Source organism: Nocardia sp. NPDC051929 (genome assembly GCF_044548645.1).
Classification (GTDB): Bacteria; Actinomycetota; Actinomycetes; order Mycobacteriales; family Mycobacteriaceae; genus Nocardia; species Nocardia sichangensis.
The window spans coordinates 278,803-295,761 of the sequence record NZ_JBIUCG010000007.1; the positions used below are offsets into that span (position 1 = coordinate 278,803).

The following is a 16,959-nucleotide window of genomic DNA, read 5'->3' on the forward strand; positions in this document are numbered from 1 at the left end:
TCTCACGGCGTGGTGTGGCCGATCCAGTGGAATCCCTTCAAGAAGTCGGCCGCGTGCATTCCCCTCGGCAGGTGGCGGTCGATTTCGGCGAGGGTGGGGTAGCGGTCGTTCGGTGAGGCGTCGTTGGGTGGGTAATCCAGTTCGTCGAGGAGTTGTCGCAACTCCCGGGTGATCACAGCGTCCGGTTCCAGGGCGAGATCCGCACGGATGCGGCTGCTCAGCGCCCGCATGCCTGCGGCGAGATGGTCGGGATCGGTGACGCCGTTCCAGTCGAGGTCGTGCCTGATCGCGGCGCGAGCCCCGCGGCGACCGTGCACCGTGAAGGTCACATCTTCCACCTCGGACCGACGGAGGTAAGCGCGGAGTGGGGAGACGACCTGGTCACCGGCTCTGGTGTGGGCTTGCCACGGTTCTATCCACAGCTTGTCGAATCGTGCGGTGAGCCAGCCGTTTTCGTCGAACTCGATGGAGAGATCCAGATCGCCCGCCTCGGCCGGATTCTCGCCACGGCTGACGAACACGCCGCGGATCCGTATCCCGGAGATGGACTCGTCGTCGGCGCGCAGATAGTTGACACGGGTCAGCCGGAGCTCGAGCTCGAGGCCGTACTCCCGTTGCAGGCCGGACAATCTCGGTAGCAACTCGCTTTCGGCCGGGGGTTCGGCGAGCAGATCCGGTATGGCCGGCACCTCCGACAGATTCGGGTCCGGTGCGACGGTGGTCCGCCGAGTCGAGTGCGTTGTGGTGTCGAGACCGGTGCTGGGCAGGTCGGGGCGGGGCCGGCTCGGGTCGGCTGCATGCAGCATGAGGTCGCGGACCTGCTGATAGGTCAGTCGCGTTCCCCGTGACGGCCACTGCCCGGTCGTCTCGGCGTAGCTCCACAGGGCGAGGTAGTCGGAGTAGAAGCGACGTGTCAGGGGGCCGGCTGTGGCGGGGTCGATGCTGATCTTGCGCACGAAGTATCGGGAGTCGGTGTACAGCGAGTCGAGGGCGGCCATGGCGCGCAGCCGCTGGAACTCCCGAACTCCGGATTCACCGTGCTGGTCGCGAATTTCGTCCTCCACCATGATCGTCACCCGGGCCAGGGCCTCCGGCGGCCATGAGTTCCAGAAGACGGTCACGTAGTCCCACAGCCGGTGCCGGACGCCGGTGAGATTCCAGTTGTCGAGGCGTACTTCGCCGTCGGGCCGGACCCACAGGTTGCGGAAGGTGGCGTTGCCGTGGCTCAGCCCGGCCGTCCAGGTGGTGTCGCCCGGCACCCAGATCTCGTGCGGCAGCGGTACTCGCATGCTGTGCAGGAACGGATGAGATTGTTCCTGCTTGATCCGCTGCATGCTCAGGTACAGCTGTTCCTGGTCGGCTACGGTGCGGACCGACAGATCGTCGGGCAGCTCGACCGCCTGCAACCGCCGCAACTGTCGGAGCAGGGCGCGCAAAGTCCGTGGCCAGTCCGGGTCACCGGTCGTGGGGACGCGGCCGGGGCCCATTTCGCGGAACGAGTAGTCGTCGGAGTGGGCCATCGTCGTCGGTACGTCGACACCTGCCTGCCGGGCCAGACCTTCCGCGCGTTCGTCGTCCAGGGCGACCTGGTCGACGAGCCGGTCTCCGGCGAGCAGTTTCGGATGCGTGGGATTGGCGGCCAGATCCTTGTCTCCAGGCGTGGCGACGATGCGCCGCACCTTCACCGGCTTTCCGCCGCCGTCGGTGACGCACCAGACCTCCGTGTAATGGCCGGCGACATCGGGGGAATTCGTCACGACGGTGATCAGCATGCGGGCCGCATCGTCGAGCTGCAAGCCGCCGTCGTGGACCGGTTCGGCGATGTCGAGCAGGTAATCGGTGCCCTGCGGGCGGCGCAGGGCAGGGCGGAATGTGATCGGGGTGGTCGGCAGCGCCGGATCGGTGAGGTCCTTGTACGCCCATCGCCGGGCGAACCACGCACTCGGCCCGGCCTGCCCGCCGGGCTCGGCGACCCAGCTGTAACCGCACCGCGCCGCTCGGACGCCGTCTTTGCGCGAAACCTCGACCTCGATCGCATCGGCGCCCATCCGCCGGGCCAGGTCTTCGGCCGGTCCGAGGAGATACGGGCCGCCGTAGTCGGCGGCGAGGCGATCGAGGTCGGCGCCGATGGGTTCCGGACGTGCGGTGACTCGTCCGTACTCGTCGAGGTCGAAACGCACGGTGATTTCGCCGTATTCGCGGGTGCCGTCCATCAGCACGGTGCGCAGCCGAATGCGGCTCACCACGCCCGGGTCAGCGTCATCGAGCGACTCGTATTCCGCCGCGAGAGCTTCCAGCCTGGCAGGTCCATCGGCACACCGCAGGGTGGCGATGGCTTCGGACAGGCCGGCCTCCGCTGCGGCGCGGTCGTGCCCGATCGTGGCCCGCATCAGCAACTCGCGCACCGACAGCCGCGGCAGCCAGGACGTGTCCGGATCCGTCGCCTGGGTAGCCGGTTCGACGGCTGCCGATCGGTCGGTAGCCGAATCCGACGCCGTCAGGTGGTTTTCGCGTTGCCGTACGAATTGGCGAGACCATCGCTGCAAGAGGCTATGCACCTGGGTCTCATCCGGTGCCCGTCGACCCGCGGCCGCGAACACGACCTTCAGGTTGCGGTGCAACGCATCCGTCGCGTCGGCGAGGAAACTCGGGTCGCGGGCGATCAGCAGCGGCAACCGGAAGCTGTCTCCGGCAACGGATTTCCATGCTTCCAGCACCAGATATCGGTCGAAGTCCGCAGCAGCGTCCGCGCCGTGGTCGCGCCGCAGCCGCGCCCGGCACCAGTTCATGACCTTGTTCCGGACGGTGGGGGTAGGCCACGGGTTCCTTGTCGCGAACGCCACGTAATCCCACACCGGCGATCCCGGCTGGGTCAGTTCCAGGTCGAGCAGCCCGGCCCCATCGGGGCCCAGCTTCATATTGAGGAAGGTCGGATCGCCGTGCAGTACACCGAGCTGGATATCGTCGTTCGTCGCGGGCCGCACGGCGAAGATCTCGTACAGGCCGGGCAGACCCAGTTCGCCGTGCAGCCGATCATCGGTGTCGAACTCCAGGGGGATCCGTGCCACCTCGCGAACCAGTCGCTGCTCCCATTCGACGCGGGTGGTGGGTACTTGTTGCTCGGGTTCGGCCTCGGCCCAGTGCTCGGCGTGCAAGGCGTGCAGGCGATCGAGCGCCGGGAACACGGTCTCCGCGACGTCTTGCCACGGATCATCCGGTGTGGGGTGTTCCCCGTCGAGGTACTCGTGGAACAGGTAATGCTCGGGATAGGACTCCTGGGCACCGACGTGATACAGCGCCGGTACCCGGACACCGGCCTTCCGGCACAGCTGGACCGCGGCGGATTCCCCGAACGTGAGGCCGATCCGGGGATCGAAATTGGGATTCGGCGTATTGATCGACGCCCGGATGACAACCTTCCTGCCGTTCAGCTCGAAGATCCAGACGCCGTGATGATTCCCGGCGAAGTGGGCTCGGTTGCGGAACAGCGTGGTGAGAAGTTCGATGTCGGTTCCGGTCAACGCGGGATCCTCGGTCTCGGCACCGATGGACGCCATCCGGGCTGTCGGTCGCGGAGCCGCACCGGGGAGTGGATCGGAAACGTCCGTGGACGCACTGTCCAGCACGCCCCACCACCTGCGGTCCTGCGGCCACTGCTGTGATGACGGCTCGAGATACGCGGCCAGCTCCGTGAAGGTCGGTCGTGCCTCGGCGGGCCGGTCGAACCGGTCGAGCATCGGGTCGGCGATGAGTTCCCGCGGGTCGGTGCTCAGCAGGTGCGCCGTGCTCTCCCGCGATTCGGCCAGATGGTCCGGATCGGAATCCAGCCGAAGACCGTGCTGTGCCGCAATCGTGAAGCCGGTCGGGCCGTTGACGGGCACGATGACCCGGCCATCCGTGCCGACACACTGGCGCAGTTGCGGAACGAAGTGCTGCGCGAAGTGTCCGCCCGCGAAGGCCGGGTCGACCACCAGGTGGTCGAAAGTCACCGTGACCCGGCCATTTTCGTCTCGGCGAACATGGAGACGCATATCGCCCGCTTCATCGACGCCCGGTAGGCCCTCGGCGGCTCCGCCCTGGCTGACATGGAAACGCATGTCGCCCGATTCGCCGACGCGCCACGTGCCCCCGGTGACAATGGTGGCTGATACGGTCAAGCACCGATTCCCGGCGTTGTCGGTGTACCGTGCGGCGGTCGGTGTCACGGCGTAGTCGCGAGGACCGTACCGTCGATCCAGCAGACCGTTCACGACAGCCAGGAGTTCGGTGTCGCCTGCGACCTCGGCGGCCGGCAGAGCCGGATGCGGACGTGCCGTGGGCGCGACGGCCTCCGGACGTTCCGCGGATGATGGTGCCTGCCGGATCGGCTGCGCCGCAGGCTCATTCGGCAGCGTCGGCAGCCCCTGCCTCGTGCACACCTCGTTCACTGCTTCCAGCATCAGCGTGCGAACGACATTCGGCGACTCCGGCTCCCATCCGCGCAGGCGGCACAGCCGTCGATAGTCGGAGTAGAACCGTCCGGTGAGCCGGTCGGCCTTGCCGGCATCCTCCGCGATCTGCTGGACGAAATTGCGCGAATCGGCGTAGAGCGAGTCGAGGCAACCCATTGTCAGCAGCCGATCCAGTTCCGCTTCGGCGCCCGGTCCGACCAGCCCGTTGGCCTCGAGGTCGCGAACCTCGGTTCTGATCTTGTTCTCGACCTGTTCGGCGATCTCCGGCGGCCAGTTCGACCACAGCATCGTCACGTAATCCCACAGCGGGTGGGTGACGGCGGCATTGTCCCAATCGATCAGCGTCGCGGTGTCGTTCTCGTCGTCGATTCGCAGGTTGCTGAGCGTCATGTCGTTGTGATTGAGGCTCGGCCGCCAAACCGCGTCGTCGGTATCCGGCGACCAGGCCTGATGCGGGGCGAGGCGGAACAGCCGATCCAGCCAGGGCGCGCGGCGACGGTAGTTGCGGCGCTGCTGATCCAGGTAGAGGTGGAGGTGTTCGGTCACAGGCCGCACCTGCAGATGCGGGGGTAGCCGCATCTCCAGCAGACGTCGCTTCGCCTCGAACATCTTGTTCAAGATCAGATCCCAGTTCGGATCATCCGGCTCCGGGGTGCGTCCGTCGGCATACTCTTCCACGTAGTAATCGCGCCACCGGTATACCCGTGCGGGAACATCGGTCACAGTTCCGGCAAGCTGCACGGCATCGGGTGCATCGAACGGAAGCCAATGGAACCAGCGGACATTCCGGTGCGACGGATCGGGGTTGCGGGTGAGGTCTTTTTCACCTGTGGTCGTCGGCAGTACCTGGTGCACGACTATCCGGTTGCCGTTGTCGTCTCGATAGCGCCACGCCCGCTTGTTGTTTCCCTCGTAGTCGGGTGCTCGGAGTCGGGCCCGCAGGATCTGCCTGGCGGCAACCTTCGAGTCCAGGGTGCCGCGGCCTTCTCGTTTGATGTTGTCCAGCAACGTTTCCTGTGCGGGCGGGTCCGTGGGGATGGCTACGACCGGCCGCGCTTCGGGTTGGCTCCATTCGAGATCCGCGGCAGTAGGTGCGTCGGCCATGTCGATGCACGCGGCCCACGGTGCGAGGATCTCCTCGAGCGGAACACCGGCGTCGACCAGCCCGGCATCCCACAGTTCCCTCAGCGTAGGGAGGTCACCTGCTCGCAACCTTCGGCCTATTTCTGCGACACCGGGCGGGACGGTCGGCACGCGCTGTTCGAGGTCGTCTATGGCGTCGCACAAGGCCTCGCGGATTGCTTCTCTCTCACCGGGATGCTCCCTGTTCAAGTCGAATCCGGCCCGAGCCGCAGCCGCCCAGTCACTGATCAACGTCGCCCGGAGCCGGTCCGCGCCCGCGTCACGAACGAAGTCGAGCACGAGAGGTTCGACCTTCTGGGCTTCCAGGTCGCCGACGCAATCTGCGACCATCCGGCCGGAGGCATCCGTGAAAAAGGTGAAATAGACCTCGCCGCTGATGCGTGTGCCTTCCACGACAGCAGCCGTGACGACGGCGGTGACGAAGCCCTCCGAGGAGCCCAGCCACCGCAGCCTGACCGGCTCCAGCCGTCGCGGTCCGTCCCAGCGTTGGACGGCGGCCAGTGCCGCCGACTTGTCCACATCGTGGTGACCGGCACCGAGCTCCCTGTCGGCCGCGTTCAGCAACCGCCGCATCCACCGGCGTGGTTCCGTCGCGTGAGCCGGCGGAATCTCCCAGGCAGTCGTCGCGGCGGCGGACGTGTCCAGCAGTTCCAGCTCACGTAGCGCCCATTCCGCCAGCAGATCGTGAACCGCTTCCTCGGAGATTGGGTCCTGCCCGGCAGCGCGGCGGATGAGGGCGACGTTCCGGTAGAAGTCCGGAAGCACCTCCTCGATGGTCGCGAATCCGGTGGCGATCTTCTTGGGTAGCCGGTAGGCGTCGCCGATGATCGACTTGCGTGCCTCCAGCAGCACGTAGCGCTCGAAGTCCGCTACCAGTTCGTCACCGACACCGTCTCCGTATCGGTATTGCAGAATCGTGCGGATTTCGGAGTGCACAGCACGTCGTTCGGCGTCGTCGGCCCAGTCGTTCACGAGGTAATACCGGGCCCAATCCCATGCGATCGGCGCGTATTGCGCGAGTTTCGAATCGGTGAACCCGATGCGGCCGTCGGCGCCGCGCCGCATCTTGCGGCGGATCGGGTTGCCGTGCGTGAAGCCCATCAGCTCGCTGCCCTCGTTGAGGAGCGTCGGCTGCCACAAGACGAAGAGCGGGACGCCGCCGATCAGCGTGTCCAGCCTGTGGTCGAAGTCGCCGTGCTCCAGTGCCAGCACCCGGTGTTCTTGCTCCCGGTCCCATAGATGCTTCGTGTGGGGAGTGGAGGACAGGCCGTGTAGTCGAGACAACTCGAGGAAGACGTCCTCGGTTGTGCGGTCCCAACCCTCGTCCGGCAGGACTTCATCGCCCGCGATGTGCTCGTGAATCGTCACGCGGGTCTTGAAATCCAGTGCCATCGGCGACGATTCGGAGTCATAGAGCAGCCGCGGGCCGCGCACCCCGGCCTGGTGGAACAGGTCCGACGCTTCCGCCGCCGGCACGGCCAGCGAGTCGAGATCGAAGCCCAAACGCTCCGCCTCGTCCAGGTACACCCGGACCGTCACCATCGGTGCCGAGGTCGCGCCCGGTCCGGCGGGCAGCGGCAGATGCCAGACACCGCATTGGTTTTCGGACTCGTGCGGCGAGGTCACGCGGACCTGTTCCATCAATCCGAGCACCTGCTCGCGAGTGAGTCGTCGGTCCAGGCCCGAAGGGGCGGGCTCGGCCGCGACCGCCGGTGGTGCACAGCGTTCGCTCAGCCACTGCGGCGCGTTCTCGACCGGTGCGAGGCCCGCGCGCGACAGCAGGTCGCGACCGGACAGTTCCGCGGCGCCCGCGTCGTCGGCTACCTTCACCCGCAGCACATCGGCGCCGATGCCGCGCACGAAGTGCCGAACCAAGTCGAGGAACGACCCTCGTCCTGTGCCGCCCCGAGCGGACCGATACTCCGGTAGGAAGTCGCCGGCCGGGCCGGGCTCGACGTAAGCCGTGACGATTCCGGAGGCATCGAGCTCGAAAATCAGGTCTGTATCGCCGAATTCAGCTTGATCGATCATCACCGCGGCGCGCATGCGGAGGCGTACCGCCCCCTCGCGGGCGGGGTCCGGCTCGTAGGCGGCGCCAGTCACGTTCAGTCTGTGTGTTCTGCGCTGTGTCTGTGTCGCCGGAGGCTGGATAGCGATGCTCAACTCGACCTGCCGTCGGTTCTCCAGCAATCTTCGAATCGAAGACCCGAGCCGCGGTGGGAGCGGCTCATCGAGTGCCGGTGTCATATAGGCGTCGAGGTTCGACGGCCCTCCCCGGGACAGGTGCCTCGTGAAGGCTTCGAGCACACGCTGACCTTCGTCCTCGGGTACCGGTCGATGTTCCGTTTCCCGACGCAGGCCGGCCACGTACTCGGACCCGGCGCTGAGCTTCCCACGATTCAGGAGGGCCCGGCCGATGGCCGCTTCGCGGCGCACGAAGGTGAGGTTCGTGGAAAACGCCGACACCAGATCGGTGTACCGGCCCGGGTCGGTAGCGATGTCCGTGGGCGCCTGGAGTGCCTGGCGGATGGCCGCGATTCGTGCTTCGACCGCGAGGTAGCGGTGGAAGTCGGCTTCCCCGGCGCCGTAGTGCCGTTGCCGAATCTGCTGCATGCACCAGTTGAGCACCTGCGGCCGTACCTCGGGCGGCCAGGGATTGCGGACGGCGAATGCCGCGTACACCCAGGCGGGTGGGCCGAATGCGGTGTGATTCTCATGCGATCCCGCCTGTGCGCTGTCCCGGACGAGGCCGTCGAGTATCGGCGGGCTGTGCAGGCCGACAGGCTGCGCGCCGTCGTCCTCCGGATCTTCTCGTGACCAGAACATCTCGGACAACGGCGGCAGGCCGAGCAAGCCCGATCCCGATTCCGTCCCCGGGCCGGGGCGTAGGCCCGCGAGCCTCGCCTCCGCACCGCGCACCGCACGGCGGACATCCCGCTCCCAGGCGGCGCGAGTCGTCGTCACCGGCGGCTCGCCCTCCGGGATGTGCTGTGCGAAAAGCTGTTCGGCGACATCGCCGCGAAACGACAGATCCTCGCCCACCAGCTCGGCAACCCCCGCCGGGGTACCGGTGGCGTGCCCGGGAACGACGACATCGCGGCCCTCGGCGTCGTCGTCGTAGGGGCCGAGGTCGATCGCGACGGGGTCCTGGGGGGTGCCGGGAGTCGTCCCTGTATCGGTGGGGCCGTCCGGCAAGTATCCGGGGTTGGGGCGCCAGTACTGCGGTAATTCGTCGGCAAGTGCGGCGAAATTGCCCCGCCAAATCTGCGCGGGGATCTCGAAACAGCCCATGACGCGATCGCTACGCAGGCCTCCCGGCCAGTGCACGGAGACGACACCGCCGTTCTCGTCCACCACTCCGAATCCGCCGGGCGCGTCGACGACGTAGATCTGATGGACGAGGGTCCACTCCGAGGTCTCGTCGTCCACCAGCACCGATTCGCCGTAATCGGCGGCTCGATTCACCCGCACCGTCGTGTAGACAACCCTGCCGTCGCGCTGTGACAGCGGGACGAACCCGTTCGCCCACAGGTCGCTGCGCGGACGTGTGTCGCCACGGAACAACAGCCCTCCGCCGATACGCCACCCCGATTCCGGATACTCCTCCTGGAGCTCTTCCCACCTCCGACGGATCGCGTCCAGGTCGACATCCTGCTCGACGGCCGCGGCGAGCAGCACACTGTCCGGCAGCTGCGCGGCCGGTTGCCATTGCACGGGTACCGACGGGCCGTCGAGGATCAGCCGTACCACCTGAGCGCCGTCGAGCGGATGCACAGGAGCGTCGGCCGGCGGACCTTCGGCAGAGTTATCGTCCTCGGCGTCTTCGTCGTCGAGGTCGATCGCGACGGAGTCGACGCTGTTGCCGGGGGTCTTTGTGTTACCGCGGGTGCTCGACGTGCCTGGGAAAATTCCGGATTCCGGCGAACTTTGCGGGTCCCGGTCGGAGTCCCCAGGCCCGCGGGCGGGCTCATCAACCGTGGGCGGGCCAGGGACGGGCCTCGCTACACCCGGTGCGCCGGGGCGGGATCCGGTGTAGTGGCCGTCGGTGCGGAGGAAGTGGGCGTCGATATCCGGAGGTCGGTTGCGGTGGCTCGCGGGTACCGTGAGTCGGTTGGTCAGTGCGTGGATGCTCTTGGTGACGTCTCGGCCGGATTGCCCGTCGACGTAGCGGATGCTGCCGTGGTAGTTGACGACGTTGACGGTGTGGCCTTGCGAACCTCCGAAGGGTTGATGGCGGTAGGCGATGATGCCGCGTGCCAGGTGGCCGGCGTCGAGGAGTTGCTGTTCGAGGTCGGTCCAGCTCTCGACGTGCTGGAACGTCGTGTCGTAGTGGGCCTGGATGAACCGGACGTGGGATCGACTGTCGTCACCGGGTACTCGTCCTGTTTCCGACGGTTCGGCGACGATATCGGGTCGCCCGCTGAGCCGGAGGTCGGCGGCGAGGGTGCACTCGGCGCTGATGTCCCGGTTGCGCAGTGGGTTGATGCCGCGGATCCGCGCGAGCAAGGGGTCGTCGGGCGCGGGCTCCACCGGGGTGGGTGACGGTTGCGCCGCGCCGCTGTCCATGGCCGGTCGATCGGTGTCGCCATCGGGGGATTGCGTGGGTACGGTGTCGGGCGACAGTTGCGCTGCGACATCGGTCGTCTCCGTACTCGCACCGGTGCTGGAGAGAAAACGGCCGTGCAGGTGAGCGGCGAGCTTCTGTATCAGTACTCGGCCCTGGCTACCAACTATGCCGAGCAGGTACTGGTCGATCACCCCGAGCATGTACTCGTCGACCGACCGGCTTCCGATCATCGAATACAGCCGGGCGGCAAGATATCTGGTGCGAAGATACTCCGGCGACTCCCGGTCGAAACCGCGGCAGCCGGGGAAGTGCAGCGCCGACCACAGGTCGTTCTTGCGGTGCTGCTCCCAGAATTCGTATTCCCCGGGTGTGAGTACTTTCCGCATCTGGACACGGTCGCCGTCGAGCATCGGTCTGCCCGCCAGGTAGGACATGGTTCCCGTCGCGATCGACAGCAGTTGCGGCAGTTCATCGAGCGATGTGTCACGCAGGTACCGCTGGAACGGCATGGCCCGATCGACGGCGGCGCTGCTGGTGGGTCCTTCCGGCTCGTCCTCCGGCATGGTCCGGAACTTCCAGACGGTGATCGTCTCGTTCCCCTGTATCCTCTTCTCCTGTTTGAACAACAGCGGTCCGCGGTCGGAAATACCCAGTAGCTGTTCGGCTTTCAAACCGGTTGCGACGACCAGCGCGAGTGTCAGGTAGATGGGGGAGCGTCGCAGCAAGCGCTTCAGTTCGAAGGCATCCTTGGCGGTGAGTTCAACGGTTCGCAGCGTGGCGCGGTCGCCCTCGCGCAGCGCCCGGAACCACTCGCTGCGGTTGGCGACCCAATCCGGCCCGGATGGTTCGGTGGCGCTGGGAATCGGCATGTTCTCGAGGTAGGCGAACGGACGATTGCCGTCCTTGTCGCGGTAGGTCAGCAGTTCGGCGATGAGCTGCTCGATTTCGGCGGCCTCCGCCGGCGCGAAGCCGTCGTTCAGTGCGCGGGTGCGGGCGGCCCGTCTGCGTTCCGGATCGGTGAAATGAAGCGCCGGACCGCGGCCCCCTCGGGCCGGCCGATGTTCGGCGCGGGTGGCCTCGGCGCCACGACCCGCGGTGATCAGGCCGATATTGTCCAGCGACTCGGTCGGCACCCGGGCCTCGATATCGGCATACGAGTTGTAACCCTGATGGACCTGCGTGCGCTTGCGGAACTCTGGTGTCTTCGGTGGCTCCGCGGTGACCCGCACCGCTCCCCAGGACTCGCCGGCCGGATCCGGTCCCAGACCGCGGTTGAGGAATCGGCCGCGCCGGTCGGGAGCGGTGGCGCCGAGCCAGGCGATGGGATCACGGGTCGCCGTCAGCACGTAGACGTTCTCGGCCCCGATACCGAAGTCGGTAGCCCGAGTCATCGGACCCGCGCCCGGGGAGGCCGTCAGAACCACCTGGTCGATCTCGCCGGCCAGCCGAGCGTCCCGGCCCGCGTAGCACACGGTCGTGGAGCCGTAGCTGTGTCCGAGGAGAGTGTGCAGTCGTGGCAGCGCGGTGCCCCGATGCTCTGCCAAAGACTCGCGAGTGCTGTTGTAGGACACGGTATCTCGCGCTACGACATAGCCCCCGACTTCGGCGAACCGGTGATAGAGGGGATCGAACGGGAGAACCGGCACCGTTCCCTTCAGCAGTTTGGTCGGGTGTTCGTAGCCGATATCGATGATGGCCGCCACGGTCTCTTCGGGTGCATACCGTGAGGTCATCTCGTATTGCGCACCCGCGAACCCGTATCGGTACAGCAGTGACCGCAGCGTGGTCCCGAAGCCGCCGACATGGCGGGTGACGTTCGTCGCTTCGTCGGCGTCTCCGATGGAGACGGAGATCCGGCCGTTGCCGTCGTACTTCTCGGCGTCGTAGGCGAGCAGTTGCACCGGCGGCGACCCGAAGTCCTCGACGCGGCGTTCGATTTCGGCCAGTTGATCCCGGGTGGTCTCCAGGTTGAGCAGATGCGCCTTCTCGGCGGCGGTGAGTCCGCGGTGCCCGATGATCCGGCGCAGCTGCGTGAGCTGCCGGGTGATCGACCGGCGATTGGCGTAATCGCGCACGGTGTACGGGATGCCGTCGGTATTGCCGATCAGGGCGGGGTCTACCGCCACCATCCCCACCTGCTGTTCGGCGGACAGCGAGAACCACCAGCGCGCATTCCTTCCGGCGCGGGCCCGGGCGGCATCGACTACCTCATCGGGGTCGACGCGCTCGACCAGCGACCGCAGTGTCGCGTGCTCGCCGAACTGATGGCGAAGTGCGGCGATTGCCCGCGCCGCGTGCTCGTTCTCCGGTCGGGTGGGGTGTGGATCAGCTGGAAGCGTTGATCCTTCCTCGCCCTCGGCGGTGCCGAAGGCCCAGCGGGAGTCGGGAGTTGGTTCGACTGTGGCGGGCGGGAATTCCGTCGGATACGGGCGTGGTTGGGGCGCATCCTTATGGAACCCGGTGACGAGTTCGGCTTCGAGTCTTATTTTGCCGTCGACTTCGGTCGGCTCGGTGAGCAATACGAGAGTCGATCCCCGTGGGGCGATGATTTCTCGTTCGCGGTACTCACTCTCGTCCGCGGTGTCCATTGCCGAAACCGACTCCACGGCGATCAGCGCCGATCCGGCATCCGCGTAGACGACGACCTCGACATCCTGGTCCGCGAACACCTCATCCGACAGTGAAAGCGACGTGTAACCGGAGTCGGTCGATCGGTGACCGAGCAAGTTGTCGGTGCGACCGAAGACCCGCACGAGATCGTCCAGCTTTCGAATCATCGTGACCGGTCCGGTGGATGGAAGGGCGTTCCGGAATGCCCAGTCCATCCGGTTGATCTGGGCGGCAATGATGTCGGCTTCTTCTCGGAACCGAGCTTCCGGCCAGCCGAGGCTTGCTCCGGCCGCGAGGACCTCCTCCCGAGTCACCTCCCGTCGTGCTAGTTCGATTCGCTGATGCGGAGTAAGGTTTCGGCCCATTGCGCGTAGTGGCATATTGGGCCCGGCGAATTTGGTGTATTCCCGGAACGCGTCGATGATCTCGTCCGCGCGATTTCCCGTCGGGTCATGTGCCAAATGCGCCCGGCCCATGCCGTTCCGGATGCGCGCGAGGGCCGCATCGCCTTCGACGGCATTCCTCCGGAACCACTCCAGCCTCGCTCGGAGTGCATTCGCGTCGGCTCGATGCCCGTCGACCGCCGGGTCGTTCGGCTGTGGCTCGGGGAGCAGGTCGATTGCGACTGGGTCGATGCGGTTGCCGACCGGTCGGTTGTTCGTCGGTGTGGACCGGTTCTGTTCCGGGCCGGAAAGGCTGTCGGATTCCGCTGAGCTGAGGTTCTCGGCTCCGGTCCGTGGCTGCGGCGTAGCGGGTTTGCGGCCTGGTCGTCCCGCCTGGGTGATATCCGGGATTGGGCCGAGAGTTTCGTCCGCCGATTGCAGTGCCTCGGCCAGCCCTGTGTTCTGGTCCGGGTGAGGCTTGCGCAGTTCGAACCATACGGCTTGGTGCCAGCCGTCCTCATGGCGTTTGAACAGCTCGATGCCGGAGCGCATCGGCGTCGAAGCATCCACTGCGGCAGCTGGCCCGGGGAGGACAGCGAGACCGGAGCGGGTCGGGATACCGCCTCGCGCGTTCCGCGGCACCGAGGCGGCGTGCGTGTCGAGCAGCGTCACGCGCAGCCGGTCATCCGTTGTCTCCGCCATGAGGTGGACTCTGCCGCGGCGGTGTTCGGCGGCGTCGGTCACCATGGCCGTGAGTTCGGCGCACCCGAGGCTGACTTGTTCGGCGGGCCAGCCGCCGAGCTGTTCGGCCAGCCAGGACGCGGCTTCCGACGCCGCGTTCTGGTTGTATTCGCCCTCGGGCTCGGCACGAATGATTCGCTCGGACCGTTGGGCCGACTCCGCCACCGTCGCGGGCCGGTCGGCCGCGACGAAAATGTCCTCGGTCGGCGCCGTTTCGCTGCCCATCGCCCAAGACGCGCCGGAATCGGTGAGCCAGGAGGTGAGTTGGTCGTGCACGGCCGACCACGCGAGAGATGCTCGCGTTCGATCCTGTCCGAACCGGACGGCGGTGTAATGCGCTTCGACAGAGCCACCGTCTGCGCGCACGGTGATCGTGCCCTCGGCAAATTCACTTCGTGCCGCGTTGACCCGGATGGTGAACGACTGGCCCTCGGCGGTCGATTCCCAGGCGACAAGGTCGGTCCAGAAGATCACGCGGTTCCCCGCGCCGTCTTCGGCGGACGCGTAGCCGGACAGCAGCTTGTATGCGTCGCCTTCGTGGCTGAGTATCTGTCCGACAGGCATCTCGGCTGCCGCGCCTCGCCACATCAGTCCCTGGTGCTCGGAACCGAACTGTGCGTCGAATTCACACCCGCTGAGATCGGCTCCGCTGTTCTCCAAGGCGTCGAGGATCTGCGCGGGGTTCATCGGATCCCCGTTCCATTCCTCGAAACCTTGGCTGAACGCGTCGAGGCCCTTCACCCGGCCGCTGATCCGCCACCATCCGAAACCACTGATCTCGTCCAGCGATACGCCCTGCGCGAGGAGTGCGCTGAGCAGATCCTCGTGCGAGGCGTCGGCGGTGACGAACTTTCCGTGGGCCAGCAGGATGAAAGGATCGCCGTTTTCGGGGTCGCTGGTGTGATAAGGCTGCTTGTCGGGCCCCGTCCCGGGCACCACGAACCAGCCGCGCGAATCCACCTCAGGCCACACCAGTTCGATGTCGTCCGCGGGCTCGAGCAGGGTTTCGGGCAGTGGCACTGTGTCGTATGTGGACCGGCTCGGCCCCGGGGACGAGGCAGTCGTTTGCTCGGATCCGCTCCATCTGAGGAGCAGAGCGCGCAATTCGTCTCGCGAGACATCAGGCCAAGGATCGGAGTGTCGAGACAACCGCTTGTGGTACCAGTCGATCGACTTCTCGAGACTGCTCGGGTCCGCGACAGCGCTATGCACCGACTTGCGGACAATCTCCCGCCAGTCTCCCAAGGCGCGGTACATGCGAAGGACTGCATCGGTATCAACGGCCGGATTCACGAGGGGCATTCGATCGAACCACATCGCAGCCACCCGAGCACGGGTCTCCTCGTCTACCCGCAGACCGAGGCGCGTAACGAAGAACGATGCGTTGTAGATCGGATCGCTGGGACCGGCGGTTTCCCAGTCCAAAATCCACAATTTCCGTTTGTTGTCGAGCCGAAGGTTGAGCGGATATAGGTCGTTGTGGGCAAAGACAGCTGGTTCACCCGACCGACTGTGATCGGGCTGAACGTACTCCGACAATGGCCCGATTCCGAGTTCTCGCAACCTCGACAATACGTGCGGTGACAGGCTGTGGTACCTGTCGTCGGCATGCTGGATCATCTGCTGCTGCCACGTTGGAATGTCCATTTCCAGCCCAGGTGGCGCAGGGTGCGATTGCATCAACTGCACTTGATCCAAGAGGTCGGGTAGCCAATTCATCAGCTCGGGATCGCCCCATGGCCGCGTTTCACCGGGAACATACTGCATGATCGTGAACTCCTCGCCGACAGTGCGGCCCACCCCGGCGTAGAGAATTTTGGGAGTTCGCACGCCGCACTCGCGTGCGTACGCTATAGCCGCGTTCTCCGGCATCCATTTCTTCAAGAAGGATTCGGTAGGTTGATCCTTCCTGGATCTGACCACAGCCGGGCCCGCACTGGTGTCCACCAGATACAGCCGATTGACGGTCCCGGAGAAATCGGGTTCGCGACCCCGGACCTGTTCGAACAGCGCCTCGGCTTCTTCCGGAGATATTTCGAATCGGTCGCGGCCGGGGTCGGAGCCCGGTGGGTGGTGTTGCTGTCGGCCTGGCGCTCGATTGTCATCCGCGCCGAGGTCGATGGCGACGGGGTCGATGCGTTCACCGGATGATGTTTGCTTCGCGGGTTCGTGCGGGGTGCTATCCGGTTGGGGCGCTGTGTCGCCGTCCCTGTTCGGCGCGTCACGCAGCGATCGGTCGACGATGGCCAGTACCTGTTCGTCGGTTTCGGGGAGCGGCGCGTCCGACAGCAGCGTGGCCAGCAGTCGCTTGCAGGCGAGGGCATCGTGCTCTTCTCCCGGCACGAACGGCGCGGGCCTTCCACCCATGCGGCGGTAGCGCTCTCGCGCACCGAAGAGACCGAGCAGTGCCACCGGATCCGCGATACCCGCGGATTGTTCCACCTGGGCTGCGAGCAGTCGGTACCGCAGGCTTCCCGCCTTGACCGTGTCCACCCAGTCGTCCCGCAGGGTGAGGAGATCTTCGTCGAACTCCGGAATGGCGCTGGCGGGCTTCCCTTGCTTTTCGAGCGCCCAATTCAGCAGGATCCTGGACAGCGGACGGTGATAGTCGCCCTCCCCGTGACGCCCGGAAATGCTCCACAGCTCGAGGTCTGTGGCTACTTCGTAGGGATCCTTGTCGGGGTTGCTCACTGCGGCGTTGAACCATTCGCACATCGCTGCGACGTCCGCGGCCGTCCGCTCGGGTGCCATCCGCCGCCCGAGCAGCTCATGCAATTTCAGGATGAACTCCACGCTCAGCTCATCGCCGAGATGCTGTTCGGCGTAGTGGCGAGCTTCCAGCCAGCTCAGCCACTCCTTACGTCCGAAAAGCAACTCGGGCCGAGACACACCCGCCGCGATGGCGACGTTCCGGAATTTGTCGTCCATATACAACGTCAGCTCGAGTGTGGGGGGGGGCGCGGGGGGGGTTGCGCGCCCCCCCCGCCCCCCACCCAAATTAAGATGGAGCGCCCGCGCCTGGTAGGGGTTGAAAGGGGGGGCGGGCGCGGGGGGGGGGGGTGTG

Annotated in this window: 1 protein-coding gene; it reads right to left on the reverse strand. The window is 66.2% G+C overall.

Translation table 11 applies throughout. The annotated features are described in order from the left end of the window. Positions 1 to 2: 2 nt before the first annotated feature. Entirely contained in the window at positions 3 to 16,823 is a 16,821-nt protein-coding gene (locus tag ACIHAX_RS11785; RefSeq protein ID WP_397277200.1) for a phosphotransferase, read from the reverse strand. Positions 16,824 to 16,959 lie beyond the last annotated feature (136 nt).

Coding starts and splice junctions, on each gene's coding strand:
- ACIHAX_RS11785 (WP_397277200.1), bottom strand. CDS start 16,823: ATGGACGACAAATTCCGGAACGTCGCCATCGCGGCGGGTGTGTCTCGG.